Source organism: Nocardia macrotermitis, from assembly GCF_009604405.1.
GTDB lineage: Bacteria > Actinomycetota > Actinomycetes > Mycobacteriales > Mycobacteriaceae > Nocardia > Nocardia macrotermitis.
In genome coordinates, this window is record NZ_WEGK01000012.1 from 195851 (window position 1) to 211427 (window position 15577).

General features: G+C 71.1%; 15 protein-coding genes. 9 read left to right on the forward strand and 6 right to left on the reverse strand.

Going from position 1 to position 15577, the window contains the following annotated elements; genetic code table 11:
- Nucleotides 1-241 precede the first annotated feature (241 nt).
- The 4 genes from NRB20_RS26115 (at nt 242) to NRB20_RS26130 (ending at nt 4801) form a co-directional block, all read left to right on the forward strand.
- On the forward strand, nt 242-1201 hold the full coding sequence (locus NRB20_RS26115) for an aldo/keto reductase (protein WP_153413759.1): 960 nt from the start codon (nt 242-244) through the stop codon (nt 1199-1201).
- A 132-nt stretch (nt 1202-1333) separates the two neighbouring features.
- Nucleotides 1334-2386, forward strand: coding sequence for a heme/hemin ABC transporter substrate-binding protein (locus NRB20_RS26120; RefSeq protein WP_153413525.1), 1053 nt, complete (start codon nt 1334-1336; stop codon nt 2384-2386).
- 500 nt (nt 2387-2886) lie between these two features.
- Nucleotides 2887-3909, forward strand: a complete 1023-nt coding sequence (locus NRB20_RS26125; protein ID WP_319945434.1) for a FecCD family ABC transporter permease — start codon at nt 2887-2889, stop codon at nt 3907-3909.
- Between the two features lie 55 nt (nt 3910-3964).
- A complete protein-coding gene (locus tag NRB20_RS26130; RefSeq protein WP_227833898.1) occupies nt 3965-4801 on the forward strand; it encodes a heme ABC transporter ATP-binding protein in 837 nt (278 codons plus the stop codon).
- A gap of 16 nt (nt 4802-4817) precedes the next feature.
- On the opposite strand, the gene NRB20_RS26135 is transcribed toward NRB20_RS26130, so the two are convergent.
- Genes NRB20_RS26135 through NRB20_RS26145 form a run of 3 tightly spaced genes read right to left on the reverse strand, consistent with a single transcriptional unit; the run spans nt 4818 to nt 7996 of the window.
- Nucleotides 4818-6998, reverse strand: a complete 2181-nt coding sequence (locus NRB20_RS26135) for an MMPL family transporter (RefSeq protein ID WP_227833867.1) — start codon at nt 6996-6998, stop codon at nt 4818-4820.
- A 23-nt stretch (nt 6999-7021) separates the two neighbouring features.
- Nucleotides 7022-7570, reverse strand: coding sequence for a hypothetical protein (locus tag NRB20_RS26140; RefSeq protein ID WP_153413529.1), 549 nt, complete (start codon nt 7568-7570; stop codon nt 7022-7024).
- 54 nt (nt 7571-7624) lie between these two features.
- Complete coding sequence (locus NRB20_RS26145) at nt 7625-7996, reverse strand: hypothetical protein (protein WP_153413531.1); 372 nt, start codon at nt 7994-7996, stop codon at nt 7625-7627.
- A 282-nt stretch (nt 7997-8278) separates the two neighbouring features.
- Between NRB20_RS26145 and NRB20_RS26150 the strand changes: the two genes are divergently transcribed.
- Genes NRB20_RS26150 through NRB20_RS26160 form a run of 3 tightly spaced genes read left to right on the forward strand, consistent with a single transcriptional unit; the run spans nt 8279 to nt 10682 of the window.
- Nucleotides 8279-9310, forward strand: coding sequence for an SMP-30/gluconolactonase/LRE family protein (locus NRB20_RS26150; protein ID WP_194290009.1), 1032 nt, complete (start codon nt 8279-8281; stop codon nt 9308-9310).
- On the forward strand, nt 9310-9576 hold the full coding sequence (locus NRB20_RS26155; RefSeq protein ID WP_153413533.1) for a DUF5703 family protein: 267 nt from the start codon (nt 9310-9312) through the stop codon (nt 9574-9576). Before NRB20_RS26150 ends, NRB20_RS26155 begins: the two co-directional genes overlap by 1 nt.
- A gap of 5 nt (nt 9577-9581) precedes the next feature.
- Nucleotides 9582-10682, forward strand: coding sequence for a quinone-dependent dihydroorotate dehydrogenase (locus tag NRB20_RS26160; RefSeq protein ID WP_153413767.1), 1101 nt, complete (start codon nt 9582-9584; stop codon nt 10680-10682).
- A 39-nt stretch (nt 10683-10721) separates the two neighbouring features.
- On the opposite strand, the gene NRB20_RS26165 is transcribed toward NRB20_RS26160, so the two are convergent.
- A complete protein-coding gene (locus NRB20_RS26165) occupies nt 10722-11084 on the reverse strand; it encodes a hypothetical protein (protein ID WP_194290010.1) in 363 nt (120 codons plus the stop codon).
- A gap of 270 nt (nt 11085-11354) precedes the next feature.
- Here NRB20_RS26165 and NRB20_RS26170 point away from each other — a divergent pair, with 270 nt between their 5' ends.
- Both NRB20_RS26170 and NRB20_RS26175 read left to right on the forward strand, forming a co-directional pair.
- Nucleotides 11355-12818, forward strand: coding sequence for a PfkB family carbohydrate kinase (locus NRB20_RS26170; RefSeq protein WP_153413535.1), 1464 nt, complete (start codon nt 11355-11357; stop codon nt 12816-12818).
- Entirely contained in the window at nt 12815-13468 is a 654-nt protein-coding gene (locus tag NRB20_RS26175; protein ID WP_227833868.1) for a GTP cyclohydrolase II, read from the forward strand. The genes NRB20_RS26170 and NRB20_RS26175 overlap by 4 nt, the downstream gene beginning before the upstream one ends.
- A gap of 81 nt (nt 13469-13549) precedes the next feature.
- On the opposite strand, the gene NRB20_RS26180 is transcribed toward NRB20_RS26175, so the two are convergent.
- Both NRB20_RS26180 and NRB20_RS26185 read right to left on the reverse strand, forming a co-directional pair.
- Nucleotides 13550-14092, reverse strand: coding sequence for a YbhB/YbcL family Raf kinase inhibitor-like protein (locus tag NRB20_RS26180; RefSeq protein ID WP_319945409.1), 543 nt, complete (start codon nt 14090-14092; stop codon nt 13550-13552).
- 64 nt (nt 14093-14156) lie between these two features.
- The gene (locus NRB20_RS26185; RefSeq protein WP_153413537.1) at nt 14157-15497 is read right to left on the reverse strand and encodes a M20/M25/M40 family metallo-hydrolase; all 1341 of its coding nucleotides are present in this window, start codon (nt 15495-15497) and stop codon (nt 14157-14159) included.
- Nucleotides 15498-15577: the final 80 nt, after the last annotated feature.

Here is a 15577-nt window from a genome sequence, read left to right on the forward strand (position 1 = left end):
ACCCGATCGGTGATTACGCCCAGGGCGAATCCGGTTCCGGCATCGAGGATTTCGCTGCTCGCACGGTGCGCGCGCGCCGATAACGATCCGGCGCACCGGTCCACCGGGAGCGAATCGAGTGCGAACGCATCGTTGCGAAGCGCACCGAACCCGGCGCCCGCGGCGGTTCGCCGTGCCTTGCCGGTATCCGAACGGGTTGTGGCCCTAGGCTCTTGGATGTGACGGAAGTATGCGCACGGTGATGGAACAGCGGGTGGTCGGGCGCAGTGGCCTGCGGGTCTCCCGAATCGGCCTGGCCACCCACACCTGGGGCCGGGAAACCGACCCGGACGACGCGGCGGTGCAACTGGTGGCGTTCGTGGAGGCGGGCGGCACACTGCTGGACACCTCCCCCGCCTACGGGGGCGGCGCGGCCCAGCGCATCCTGGGCGAGCTGATCGGCGAACTGGTCCCCCGCCACGATCTGGTGCTCAGCGGCTGCGCCGGCATCACTCCGGTCCCGGTGACCGATCCGGACGGGGCGCCCGCGGCCGAACCGCGCTGGCGGGTGGACGCCTCGCGGCGCACCCTGCTGCGTCAACTCGACCAGACCCTCACCGAACTGGACACCGACCACCTCGACATCTGGAGTGTGGCCGCGTGGGATCCGCACACCCCGTTGGACGAGATCACCGCCACGGTGCAGGACGCGGTGCAGTCGGGCAAGGTCCGCTACGGCGGCGTGCGCGGACTGGACGCCTGGCAGCTGGCCACCATGGCGTGCGCCGCGCCGATCACCGTCGCGCAGACCCCGTATTCGCTGCTCGCGCGCGGTGTGGAACACGACATCGTGCCCGCCGCGCAACATCACGGCCTCGGGCTCATCGCGACCACACCGCTGGCGTGGGGCATCCTGACCGGCAAATACCGGGACGGGGTGCCCGCGGATTCGCGTGGCGCGGACGACATCGGCGGCGGGCAGATCCGCGACCGCCTCGACGAGCACTCCGACCGCGTGGTCGACGCGCTGATCACCGCCGCCGACGGCCTGGGCACCTCCCCGCTGGCCGTGGCGCTGGCCTGGGTGCGGGACCGGCCCGCGGTGGCCTCGCTGATCGTGGGGGCACGCGATATGGGGCAGCTCACCGGTGTGCTGGCCGCGGAAACCCTGGAACTGCCGCACGCGATCGCCGCGGCGTTGGACGACGTCAGCAGTATCTGAGCCGCGGCTCGAACGTCCCGGTCGGCCGCGAGCCGTCGCGACCGCGGCCCGCGCACCGGCGCGGTGTGGTGCCCGGCACGCCTCCGCCGGGCCGCCGTCCAGCACCCGCGGGCACCACTTAGGCTTGCCTTCATGAGCTGCCTGGTCCGATCCTCGCGCACCGCGTCCGCGCGGCCGCTGCGCCGCCTCACCCAGACGGTCTGTGCCGTCGTCCTGGTCGCGGCGGTCGCCGCGTGCGGATCCTCCGGCGGGACCACCAGCAGCACCCAGCACGGTCCGGCCACCGCGACCCTGGCCGATACGAACCCGGTGCCGATCGGGTCCGCGCCGCATCCGGTGCTGCCGGTGACCGTGCACTCCTTCGACGGGTCCGCGGTGACGGTCACCGACGCCAGCCGCATCGTCGCGGTCGACCAATACGGCACCCTGGCCCAGACGGTGTGGGCGCTGGGGCTGGGCGCGAACCTGGTCGGGCGCTCCACCTCCGCGGCGTTCCCGGCCGCGAAGGATGTGCCCAGCGTCGCGGGCGGCAGCGGCAGCATCAACATCGAAGCCGTTGCCGCGCAACGGCCCTCGGTGTTCCTCACCGACACCGTCAGCGCCACACCGACCCTGCGCGATCAGCTCGGAGCGCTCGGTATCACCGTGGTCTACTTCGATCCCGCGCGCACCCTGGCCGGTGTCGGCCCGCAGATCCAGGCCGTGGCCGCCGCGCTGGGTGTGCCGCGGGCCGGGACCGCGCTGGCCCAGCGCACCCAGCACGAGATCGACTCCGCCATCGCCGCGGTGCCCAAACAGAGTCCGGCCCCCAAGATCGCGTTCCTGTACCTGCGCAGCACCGCCATCACCATGATGGCCGGACCGAGTTTCGGTTCCCACGCGCTGATCACCGCCCTGGGCGGCACCGACGCCGGGCAGGCCGCCGGCATCACCGAACCGTTCACCGCGATCACCAGCGAGTCGATGATCAGCGCGAATCCCGACGTGTTCCTGGTCATGTCCGACGGCCTGGCATCGGTCGGCGGCGTCGCGGGCCTGGCCAAGATCCCCGGCGTCGCCCAGACCGACGCCGGTAGGAACCAGCGCGTCATCGACATGGCCGACGCGGTGCTGCTCAGCTTCGGCCCCAACACCGGCCGCATCCTGACCGCCCTGTCCCACGCCCTCTACAACACCCCCGCATGAACGACCCCACCCCCGAGGCCGACCCCCGCGCTTCGGCAGTCGATGCAAACCCGCAACCAGCGCACACCAGCACCCCGGGCAACCAATCCCGCTCCCGCACACCGGATTCCCCCACATCTCACGGCCCGGCCGACCCGGTGCCGACCGATGCGACCGACACCGAGCCGGACGTGGTGGACGCCGTAGGGGGCGATGGTGGTTCCAGGCGGCGGTCGCGCCCGACACGATCATGTGCGGACGATCGGGCACCACAGCAGACCACCGTCGGAAGCGATACGGCCACGACAGGATCCGCACCCGCTTCGAGCAGTGTGGTCGGTAGCGGTTCGCGCTCGACCGGGGCGCGCGGCGAGGATCCGGTGCCGCAGCACAGCGTGGCCGGAAGTGGTACGGCCACAACGGAATCCGTCGCGGGCGGATCGGCAGAGTCACCTGGTGCCGGGCACACGCGGGAGTCGGCGGACGCCGTAGGGGGTGGTGGTTCCCGGCGGCGGTCGCGGGTGACGGTCGTGTTCGTGGTGTCGATCGCGTTGCTGGTGGGGTTGGCGTTGGTGTCCGCGGGGATCGGGCAGGTGCCTACGTCGCCGCTGGAGGTGGTCGGGACGGTGTTGCATCGGATCGGGCTGGATTGGGGGCCGTTGCCGCGGCATCCGGCCGGTCAGGTGACGTTGTTGCAGGTGCGGTTCCCGCGGGTGGTGTTGGCGTTGCTGGTGGGGGCGGCGTTGGCGACAGCGGGTGCGTTGTTGCAGGGGGTGTTCGCCAATCCGCTGGCCGAGCCCGGGGTGATCGGGGTGTCGGCGGGGGCGGCGGTCGGTGCGGGGGTGGTGATCGTGGTCGGTGGCGCGTTCGCCGCGGCGTGGTCGGTGGCGGCGGGGGCGTTCGTGGCCGGGTTGGGCACGACGCTGCTGGTGTATCTGCTCTCGCGCTCGGGTGGGCGCACCGAGACCGTGACGCTGGTGTTGACCGGGGTCGCGGTCAACGCGTTCGCCGGTGGCCTGATGTCGTTCCTGCTGTTCACCGCATCGGACGCGGCGCGCGATCAGATCGTGTTCTGGCAGTTGGGCAGCCTCAACGGCGCGACGTGGCAGTCGGTGGCCGTGGTCGCGCCGCTGACCGCGGCCGGGGTGATCGCGGCGATCCTGATGGCCCCGCGGCTGGATCTGCTCGCGCTCGGGGAGGCCGCGGCCCGGCATCTGGGTGTGGATGTGGAACGGTTGCGGCGCAACGTCGTGCTGGTGGTGGCGGTGCTGGCCACCGCGGGGGTGGCGTTCACCGGGATCATCCTGTTCGTCGGGCTGATCGTGCCGCACGTGGTGCGGATGCTGGTCGGTCCCGCGCATCGGGTGCTGATCCCGCTCTCGGCGATCCTGGGCGCGGTGGTGCTGCTGGCCGCCGATATCGGGGCCCGGGATCTGGTCACCAACGCGGATCTGCCGTTGGGGATGCTCACCTCCCTGGTCGGTGGCCCGTTCTTCTTCTGGCTGCTGCGCCGCACCCGCGCCCGTTCGGGAGGGTGGGCGTGAGCGCGGGGGGCGACAGGACCGGGCCGAGTGTGTGGAAGGACCATCGATGAGCGGAATGTCCCGGACCCTGACGCGGGCGTTCGCGCGCCCGCACGCGCTGCCCGAGGATCCGCCGCCGGGCACGGTCACGATGCGGGCCCGGCAGGTCAGCGTGGACCGTGGCGGTCGCCGGGTCCTGGACCGGGTGGACCTGGAGGTGGTCGCGGGGCGGATCCTGGCGTTGGTCGGGCCGAACGGCGCGGGCAAGTCCACGCTGCTCGCGGCCCTGGCCGGGGAACTCGAACTCGCCACCGGCACAGTCGAACTCGACGGCCGCACCCTCGGGCACTGGGCGGTGGTCGACATGGCGCGCCGCCGCGCGGTGCTGCCGCAGACCCACGATGTCGGATTCCCGTTCACCGCGCACGAAGTGGTCACCATGGGCCGCGCACCGTGGGCCCGCACCCCGCGCCGGGACCACGATCCGGCCGCCGTGTCGGCCGCGATGGCCGCCACCGATGTCACCCATCTGGCCCAGCGCCCGTTCCCGGCGCTGTCCGGCGGTGAACGCGCCCGCGTCGCCCTGGCCCGGGTGCTGGCCCAGCACACCACCACCCTGCTGCTGGACGAACCCACCGCCGCACTGGATCTCGGGCATCAGGAAGCGGTCCTGCACCTGGCCCGCGACCGCGCCGCCGCCGGAGCCGCGGTGGTGGTGGTCCTGCACGATCTGGGGATCGCCGCGGCCTACGCCGACACCGTCGCGGTGCTGCGACGCGGACAGCTCGCCGCGGCCGGAGCGCCACGCGAGGTCCTGACCACCGAGTTGCTCACCGAGGTGTACCAGCATCCGGTCGAGGTCATCGACCATCCGGTCACCGGCGCGCAACTGGTCCTGCCGCTACGCCGCTGACACCCGGCTGAAATGCTCAGCGCCACACCAGTTTCAGCACCGCCGGAGTCAGCAGCAACCGGATCACCGTGGCATCCAGGACCAGTGCGGCGATCATCCCGTAGGCGATGTATTTCATCAGCACCAGATCCGAGAACCCGAACGCGCCGGTGACCACGATCAGGATCGCCGCGGCCGAGGTGATCACCCCGCCGGTGTGCGCGATGCCGTAGCGGATCGCCTCACGCGGCGGTGCGCCCCCCGCGCGCGCCTCGGTCATCCGTGATTGCAGGAACACCTCGTAGTCGGTGGACAATCCGAACAGCACCGTCACGATCAGCACCAGCACCGCGAACATCAACGGCCCCGGCGTGAAATCGAACAGCCCGGACCCGTGTCCGTCGACGAAGATCCAGGTCAGCACCCCCAACGTCGCGCCCAGGCTCAGCGCGCTCATCACCACCGCCTTCACCGCCAGGATCAGCGACCGGAACGCCACGTACATCAGCGCGAGCGCGGCGAGGATCAGGATCCCCGCCAGCAGCGGCAGCCCGTCGATGAGCCCGCGGATACTGTCCCGTTCCAGGGCCGGAACGCCCGCGACCATCACCTTCACCCCGGGTGGATGCGGGATCGCGCGCAGGGTGTCGATCGTGGCGTCGGGATGCTGCTGATCGATCAGCCCGGCAGAGAGCACGTTGATGCCGTCGGTGGTCGGCGCGGCGGGTTCGAACGGGCCGGTCAGTCCGGGCGCGAAATCGGCCTGGAACCGGATGTCGGAGAGTTGCGCCGGATTCGCGCCCACCACCACCAGTTTCAGCGGCTGGGTGCGGAAGTCCGGGAACAGCCGGTCGAAATCCTCCTGCGCCACGCGCGCGGGATTGTCCGCGGCCAGATATCGTTCGCTCAATCCGCCGAATTCGATGTGCCGGAACGGAATCAGCAACACCAGCAGCCCCAGCACCACCGGCACGATCACCCGCACGGGGCGGCGCATCGCGAACAACGCCAGATCCGAGAAGAACCCCTGCCCGCGTTCCTCGCGCAGTGTGGTCGAGATCGCCACCGGCTCCGCGTTGCGCACACTGCCCAGCCGATGCCAGCCCCACAGGTCGATCCGCGGCCCCACGATGCTCAGCAACGCCGGCAGCGCGGTCACCGACAGCACCGCGGCCAGCAGCACCGCGCTGATCCCGCCGTAGGGCACCGATCGCAGCACCTGGTGCGGGTAGATGAACAACGCGCCCAGACTCACCGCGATGATCGCCGCGGAGAACAGCACGGTACGTCCCGCGGTGGCCACGGTGCGCGCGGTGGCCTCCTCCACGCTGCACCCCGCGGCGAGTTCTTCCCGGAATCGGGTGACCGCGAACAGTCCGTAGTCGATCGCCAGCCCCAGGCTCACCAGGGTGACCACCGCGCTGGCGAACACGTTCACATCGATCAGGCCGGTCAGCATCCGGATGATGCCCTGGGTGCCCAGTACGGTCATCGCGCCGATCAGCACCGGCAGCAGCGCCCCGACCACCCCGCCGAACACGAAGAACAGCAGGATCGCCACCAGCGGCAACGCGATCAGCTCCGCGCGCCGGATATCGTGCTGCATCCCCAGGTTGATGCCCTCGACCACCGGTTGCAGCCCGGCCAGCTGCACCGTCGTGCCGCCGGGTCCGGTGCCGGGCGTTCCGGCGCCGAGTTGGTCCTCGATCGCCAGATAGTTGTTCACCGTCGCGGTGTCCTGCCCGCGCAGACCGATGCTGGCGAACGCGTGGGTGCGTGCGGCGTCGGCGAACTTGCCCATCATCGGGCCGTCGAAGTAGCTGTCGATCTTCTTGATCCGGTCCCGGTTGCGGGTTTGCAGGTTCTCCAGGGCGGTCGCGATCGCGGTGTGCACGCCCGGATCGTCGACGGTGTGTCCGGGTGGGGCGGTGTACAGGACGATCACGTCGGCGTCGGTGTCGCGCCCGAATGTCTCATCGGCCAGCTGGGAGGCGATCACCGATTCGCTGTGGTCGTCGAACCAGCCGCCCTGGGTCAGGCGCGGTCCCAGATCGTGGCCGTAGATCCCCGAAGCGGCGACCAGCAGCACGAACACCGCCAGCACCGGGTAGCGGTGGCGGTGCACGAACCGGCCCCACCGCAGCGACAGCTCCCGGAACCAGCCGTGCCCGGCCGGGGCGGAATCGGTATCGGGTTCTTCGATCACGGTGCGGCTCAACTGATTTCCCGTCCGGTCCCGGTTCAGCCGCAGGCCGCGGTCTGGTAGTCCGCCGAACGCAGGATGCCGCACAGGTCGGTGCGCGAGATCTTCCAGGTGCCGTCGACATCGACGAAGTGCATGACGGTGGTGCGCACGTTCTCCCCGCTGCCGTCCTTGTCCAGGCGCAGGGTCGCGGTCAGGGTGCCGTCGTGGTTGTCGAACACCGGATCCACCACCCCGTAGACCGCGTTCGGGTGTTCGTGCAGCGCCTTGTACATGTCCGGGATCGCGGACTCGAACGCCGCGCCGTCCTGGATCAGGTTGGTGCGGTCGCTGTCGGGCAGCGCGGGATCCAGGGCGCGTTTGAGCTGGGAGTCCAGTTGCGCGGCGGTCGGGATCGGCGGGCGGGTGGCCGAACTCGCGGCGGCGGCCTGGGAGGAGGAGGTCAGCGCCGCGTACGCCGAGGAGCGGGCCGCGGCCACCGACGCCTCGTCCGGGTCGCTGCTGCACGCGGTGCTCACCATCACCGCCGCCAGTACGCCCAGCGCACCGCCGATCCGTACGCCCCGGGCCGTTGCTCGCACTGCCATCGCCATCCTCACGGCCTCGAAGTTAACCGTACTTCTCACTGTGCCACCAGTCCGTCACGCCGATGTGCCGTCGATGACCGCGCTCAGGCGCAGCAGCAGCGCCCGCACCGTGGTGAATTCGCGGCGCGCGCCGCGGTTCTCGGCGGGCACGGGTACCGCGGCGGGGATCAGATCACGCACCAGTGCGATCACGCTGCGCTCGTCGTCCACATCGATGTCGGTGACCCGGGCCCGCGCGACGGCGATCACATCCTCCGGGCCCGGGACCTGCGTATCGGCAGTTGTGCGATAGATCTCGAGCATCAAGGTGGCGCGCACGGTGCGGAACGCGAACGAGCGCCCGTCCTCGGTGGTGCCGAACCCGTGCGCGAACGCGCCGACGGTGATGTCCTGCACGGAAAATCCGCGCGCTGGGTCTGTGCTCAACCGAATCTCCTGATCGGGCCGTGTGCGCGGGTCCACCGTAACGCCGCGCGACGCCGGTTCCCGCACCGCCGCACCTCGCGTCCGCGCGTTGCCACGGTGTCCGCGACGCGCCCACCGGCCCGGAACCACCCCGGCGAGCCGGTCCGGTCCGCGATCATGGTCAGATAAGAAAGCCCGCATGAGCGGGCCGGGGCCGGGAGCGGGAACCACAACACACCGCGCACGGTCCCGCGGCGGTGCGGCCACAGCGCACCGCCCGGCAGGTGAGAAGGAGTTCGGAGTATGCGCGCTCACGGAGTGCACCGGTCGGTGTGCGCGGCGGCCGCGGTGGCGGTCGTGGCCGCGACGCTGCTCAGCGGCTGCGCCCGGCATTCCGGCGGCGGCGGCACCTCTGCCGCGGGCGCACCGGCCACCGCCGCGACCGCGCCGATCTCCCACACCACCCCCGCCGGAACGGTCACCGCGTCCGGGCCGCTGGCCGCGGTCCTGGCCGAACCGGGCACCGGGCTGCTGGCGCTGCTGGGCGCCGACGGTGTCACCGTGCGCGTCCTGGACCCCACCGGTGCGGCCCCCGAACGCACCGTGACCCTGCCCGCGCGCACCACCGCCCTGGTCCCGGGCCCGCCCGGTCAGGTCCTGGCCGCAGCCGCACACCAGATCCTGCACATCGACCTGGCCACGGCCACCGTGCACCCGATCCAGCTCGACGCGCAGGTCCGCGCGGTGGCCCAGCGCCCCGACGGCACCGAGGCCGCCGCCCTGGCCGACGGGCGGGTGCTGATCCTGGACGCCGACGGGCACGTGCGGCAGACCATCACCGGGATGACCCCCGGCGATCAGATCGCCGCCCCCGGTTCGGCGATCGTGGTCCTGGACCGCGACCGGACCACCCTGACCCAGATCGACCTGGCCCGTGCGCGCGCGGGCCTGGCCCTGCGCGCCGGGCAGGGCGCGAGCAACCTGGTCACCGATCACTACGGGCGGATCCTGGTCACCGACACCGTCCAGGGCGCGCTGCTGGTGTACACCGCCGATCCGCTCTCGATGCATCAGATGTTCCCGCTGGGGTCCGCGCCGTACGCGCTGGCCTATGATCAGCGGTCCGACACCGTGTGGGTGACCCTCACCGGCAGCAATCAGGTCGCCGGATTCGACCTGTCGACGGGTATACCGGTGGAGGTGGGTCGCTACCCGACAGTGCGCCAGCCGAATTCGGTGACGGTCGACTCCCGCACCGGGGACCTGTTCGTGGGGTCCGCGACCGGCGACGGTCTGCAACGGATCGGCGCGGACGAGAGGAAGAGAGGGCAGTGATGGCTCGTGCCTCTGCGCACCGTGCACACGGCAGACGATCGATCCCGGCGAGCTGGGAGGAGATGGCCGAGGACGGGGAATGGGAATACGTCCCGCTGCGATTACCCCCGGAGGTCACGCGGGTGACCGCCTCGATCCGGCTGTCCATCCAGGCCGAGTTCGGCGGCTGGGAACTCTCGCGGGTCCGCGCCTACACCGACGGCAGCCGCCGCGTGCTGCTGCGGCGGCGCAAGACCTCCCTCCCGGTGCCGGAACCGGGGATGTGAGCGGGATGTATTCGCTGCTGCTGCGCCTGATGTTCCTGCTGCCCCCCGAGACGATCCACCACTGGGCGTTCGTGGCGATGCGCCTGGCGACCCGGATCGCGCCCGTGCGCGCGATCCTGGCGCGCCTGGCGGTCACCGGTGATCCGATCCTCGAGACCACCGCGTTCGGGGTGCGGTTCCCCGCGCCGGTCGGTCTGGCCGCGGGGTTCGACAAGAACGCCGAGGGCGTGGATGCCTGGGGCCCACTGGGTTTCGGGTTCGCCGAGGTCGGCACGGTCACCGGGCAGGCGCAGCCGGGCAATCCCGCGCCGCGGCTGTTCCGGTTGCCCGCGGACCGCGCGCTGATCAACCGGATGGGGTTCAACAATCAGGGCGCGGCCGCGGCCGCGGGCCGGCTGCGCACCCGCAAGCCCGGCGGGGTGCCGATCGGCGCCAACATCGGCAAGACCAAGATCGTGCCCGCCGAACACGCCGCCGAGGACTATGTCACCAGCGCCCGGCTGCTGGGTCCGCTCGCGGATTTCGTCGTGGTCAACGTCAGCTCCCCCAACACCCCGGGCCTGCGTGATCTGCAAGCGGTCGAATCACTGCGCCCGCTGCTGACCGCGGTGCTGGACTGCCTCGCCGAAGGCCGGGACACCCGCCGGGTGCCGGTGCTGGTGAAGATCGCCCCGGACCTGTCCGACGAGGACATCGACGCGGTCGCGGATCTGGCCGTGGAACTGGGCCTGGCCGGGATCGTGGCGGCCAACACCACCGTCGGCCGCGAACAGTTGCGCACCCCCGCCGACCAGGTCGCGGCGATGGGCGCGGGCGGGCTCTCGGGTCCGCCGGTGGCCGCGCGCGCCCTCGAGGTGCTGCGCCGGTTGTACGCGCGGGTCGGGGACCGGCTGGTGCTGGTCTCCGTGGGCGGGATCGAGACCGCCGATCAAGCCTACGAACGCATCCTGGCCGGCGCCACGCTGCTGCAGGGATTCACCGGGTTCATCTACGGCGGCCCGCTGTGGACCCGTCACCTGCATCGCGGCCTGGCCGCCCGGCTGCGCGCGGACGGTTACACCGCCCTGGCCGACGCGGTCGGCGCGGGCCACACCCCGCGGTCCTGACCCGGTGCGGGTGAGCAGCGCCGCTCACCGGCCGCGCGTTCACGAATTCGGGATCATCCGCCCCGACAACACCGGTTCGGCCTCGCGCGGGGTGCGCCCGCCCGAGTGCCGCCGCAGCCGCTCGAGCATCCGGCGCGCGAGCAACACCACCGCGTGCTCGTATCGCACCCCGAGGGTGGCCGAATGTTCCGAGACCCGCCGGTGCGCGGCCAGATCGTGCACGATCGCCGGATCGCTGAGCAATTCGTCCAGTTCCATACCGGCGCGGGCCTGGTCGAAGGTGAGCCGGTGATCGGGCAGCCAGCTCAGCCGCCACACCGCCACCCCCGCGGCGGCCACCCGCCACGCGTGCTCGGGGGTGCGATCGCTGCTCATCGCCCAGTCGGTCGTCTCGATGGTCACGAGGTTCTCCTCTCGTGTGCCGCCGGGGCAGCGCGACCGCGCCGCCTGCGCCTGATCACTTCCGGCATGATGACCTCCCCGGAGCCTGTGCGCTCGAGATCGCCGATTACAGTATGGCACTTGCCGTTCCATGGCGGCAAATGTCGCGATAGGTTGGGAATTGCCGGAATCGACCGTCGATAAACCGGCAATCGCCGGTTCGTCGCGGGTTTCCCCCACCGATCCGCACCGGTGGAGCACGACGCGGATCGGATGGAGGTACTCGGCCCCATGGCCGGAAACGACGCGGCGATCGAGGCCGTACGCAATGTGCTGTCCCGGCTGCGCAAACGCCGCGGCCTGCGCTCGGATCGCCTGGACAGCACCGAGATCGACGCCGCGGCACTGCTGGACCTGCGCGTCATCGCCCAGCACGCGGACCACCTCGGGGTGCGCCGCCAGGACGCGGTGGTCCCGGTCATCCGCGACATGGTCCGGCGCCTGGCGCCCACCGACCGCCTCATCGCCGACACCGAACTGGCCCTGGGCCTGCTCGAGGACACCGGCACCGACCACCCGGCCCCCGCGCACCTCTACGCCGAGGACCTCGGGGCCCGCCGCGAATACCTGTGCCTGCACTGGCGCGCACTGCACGAGGCGGTCCACGCCGACACCGTCCCGCCCGCGCCCACCCTGAGCCAGTTGCGCCGCACCCCCGAGCACCACGCGTTCACCGAACTGGCCCGCCTGCTGGTGGAGGGCACCCCCTACGGCTCGCACCCCCTCGCCACCCATCCGGCCCCCACCGACCCGGCCACGGACCAGGTGCACGGCCGCGTGACCGTCGTGGGCGACGCGGTGATCGATCACCTCTACCGCGTCGAGACCATCCCCCGCGCGCACAGCACCGTCACCGGCAGCTTCATCGCCCACCCCGGCGGCAAGGGCCTGTCCCGCGCGGTCGCGCTCGCCCGCCTCGGTCTCGAGGTGCACCTGATGGCCGCGGTCGGCGACGACGACGCGGGCCGCCGGATCCTGGAATTCCTGCGCGAGCAACACGTGCGCACCGACCTGGTCAAGATCGTGCCCAGCACCCCGACACCGGTCACCGCCGTCATCGTCGCCCCCACCGGCGAACAGACCATCATCGCCTGCAAGGCCGACCCCGCGGTGCTCACCGCCGAGGATCTGGCCGGTCCCGCCGCGCACCGCGCCCTGGCCGAGGCCGACGCGGTCCTGATGAGCTTCGAACAACCCGTCCCGATCCTGGAACACGTCCTGGCCACCCTCGGCGCCCTCGAACACCCACCCACCCTCATCGTGCACGCCGCGCCACCGGTCACCCGCCCCGAACGGCTCTACCCGCACCTGCGCGTGGTCGACTACCTCATCGGCAGCGGCGAGGAGTTGCGCCGCCTCACCGGAGCCGACGCCGCGGCCTGGCAACTGCGCATGCACGGGGTGCGCACCGTGTGCACCCTCGAGGACTTCGGCTGCTCGGTGCGCTCGGACCACCTCGATGTCGAGATACCGCCGTTCCCCACATTGCTGACCGGCTCGCCCGGTGCTCACGCGGCGTTCTCCGCGGCGCTGGCGTATCGTCTGCTACGGTCGCGGCGCCCCGCCGATCGGGGCGACTTCACGTGGGCGACAGCCGCGATGGTGGCAACGCAGTCGCTCGACGACGTGCCCAGCGCCATGCCCGCGGCCGACCGGATCGACCACATCGTGAAACTCGCCGCGGAGGAACGTTGACCACAGTCCTGCCCCCGTCACTCGAGTCCCCCGCGGACACCGAGCACACCTTCAGCCGCGGGGGCCGCGCACTGCCGTTACAGGTGCACGAGATCACCGGCGCCCCCGACCACGGCCACCTGCTGGTCTTCGGCCACCCCACCGAGCACTGCCTGGTGCGCATCCACTCCCGCTGCCTGTACGGGGAATCGCTGCGCTCGGACGACTGCGACTGCGGCCCCGAACTGGACAAGACCCTGGACCTGATCCAGGACGCCGGCGCCGGGATCGTGGTCTACCTCGAACAGGAAGGCCGCGGCGCGGGCCTGCTGGCCAAGGCGCGGGGCTACCGGCACAGCGAACAATCCGGCGCCGACACCTTCACCAGCTACGAGGCCCTGGGCTACCCCGCCGATGCCCGCGACTACACCGGCGCCGCGGAAAGCCTGCACAAACTCCTGGCCGACCTGGGCATCAGCGCGATCCAGTTGCTGACCAACAACCCGGCCAAAGCCGCCGCGGTCACCCGCACCGGACTCGCGGTCACCGTCGTGCCGCTGCGCACCACCGCCCTGAGCGAACGCGCCAGCGACTACCTCGACGCCAAACGCCGCCACCGCCGCCACTGGATCCCCACCGACAACGCGCCCTGGGCACCCGAACACTCCTGAGGCTCAAATGTGTTGTGGCCCCGGACATCCCGTCCGGGGCCACAACCTCGGGGCCGCATCGGCCCCCGATCCTCGCGGTGCTCAGCCCTTGATCTCGTAGGTCGCGACGATCTGCGCGCGCCCGATCGCGTGGGAGAACAGGTTGAACCCAAGGAACGCCGAACTCGCGTCCGCGCCCACCCCCAGATTCGGCACATCCACCGCGTGCACGGTGATGAAATACCGGTGATAGCCGTGCCCGGCCGGCGGCGCGGCGCCCACGAATCCCGGGAAACCACCGTCGTTGCGCAACTGCACCGCACCCGCGGGCAGCACCCCACCCGAACTGCCCGCACCGGACTCCAGCGAGGTCACCGTCGCCGGGATATCGGCCACGGCCCAATGCCAGAAACCCGACGCGGTCGGAGCGTCGGGATCGAACACGGTCACCGCGAAACTCTCGGTCCCGGCCGGGAAACCCGACCACGACAGCTGCGGGGACACATCCTTGCCGCCGGGCACCCCGAACGCGCCACTGGCCTGCGCGATCGCGAACGCGCCACCGTCGCTCACCTCGGTCGAGGTCAGCTCGAACCCCGGCAGCTGCGGCAGCGACGCGTACGGGTTGTAGGAATAGTCGGGCACGAGGCCGTCCTTTCATCGTCGAGATCCACACCGGACCACACGGCCCGGCACACGGTCGAAATCCTCAGCTGTGCAACAGGAAGTGTTCCAAAACCTTGGTGCCGAACTCCAGCGCGGACACCGGAACCCGCTCGTCCACGCCGTGGAACAGCGCCGAGAAGTCCAGCTCGGGCGGCAACCGCAACGGCGCGAAACCGAAACAGCGAATTCCCAAGCGCGCGAACGCCTTCGCATCGGTACCGCCGGAGAGCATATACGGCACCGTGCGCCCGTTCGGGTCGTGCGCGAGGATCGCGGCATTCATCGCCTCGACCAGATGCCCGTCGAACGTGGTCTCGTACGAGCCCAGCTCGGTGATCCACTCCCGCTCCACATCCGGGCCGATCAACTCGTCGACCTCCCGTTCGAACTCCGCGCGCCGGCCCGGCACCCACCGGCAGTCCACCACCGCCTCGGCGGTCTGGGGAATGACATTGGCCTTGTATCCGGCCTGCAACATCGTCGGATTCGCGGTATCGCGCAGGGTCGCGCCGATGATCCGCGAGATCGTACCCAGCTTCGCCAGCTGCCCCTCGATATCGGGGCCGTCCGGATCGAACGCCAGCCCCGACTCCTGCGACACCGCGGCCAGGAATTCCGCGACCGAATCCGAGAGCACCAGCGGGAAGGTGTGCGTGCCCAGCCGCGCCACGGCCTGGGCCAGGATCGTGACCGCGTTGTCCTCGTGCAGGAACGACCCGTGCCCGGCACGCGCCTTGGCGCGCAACCGCATCCAGCCCAGACCCTTCTCCGCGGTCTCCACCAGATACAGCCGCCGCTCGGTCCCGTCCGGGCGCGGCACCGTCAACGAGAACCCGCCCACCTCACCGACCGCGTCGGTGACCCCGGCGAACAGATCCGGGCGATTGTCCGCCAGCCACTGCGAACCCCACCGGCCGCCGTTCTCCTCATCGGCCAGGAACGCGAACACCAGATCCCGCGGCGGCACCGTGCCCTCGAGCTTGAACTGGCGCGCCACCGCCAGCGTCATACCGACCATGTCCTTCATATCGATCGCGCCCCGGCCCCACACGTACCCGTCGCGCACCGCGCCGGAGAACGGATGCACACTCCAATCCGCGGCCTGCGCGGGCACCACATCCAGATGCCCGTGGATCATCAACGCGCCCCGGCTCGGATCCGCGCCCGGCAACCGCGCGAACACGTTCCCCCGGCCCGGCGCACCCGACTCCACGTACTCGGTGGTGTACCCGGCCTGCTGCAACTGCTCGGCCACCCATTCGGCGCATTCGCGCTCCCCCCGCGTGGTGGCCAGATCCCCGGTATTGGACGTGTCGAACCGGATCAGCGTACTGACCAGATCCACCACCTCCGATACCGCGCGGGAGGTCGATTCCGATCGCATATCTTCACCAGTTGCGGACACGCCCCCTTTCCTACCACCGACCCGGCCCGCACCCACGCTTTGCCCGCAGCCCGCGCGTA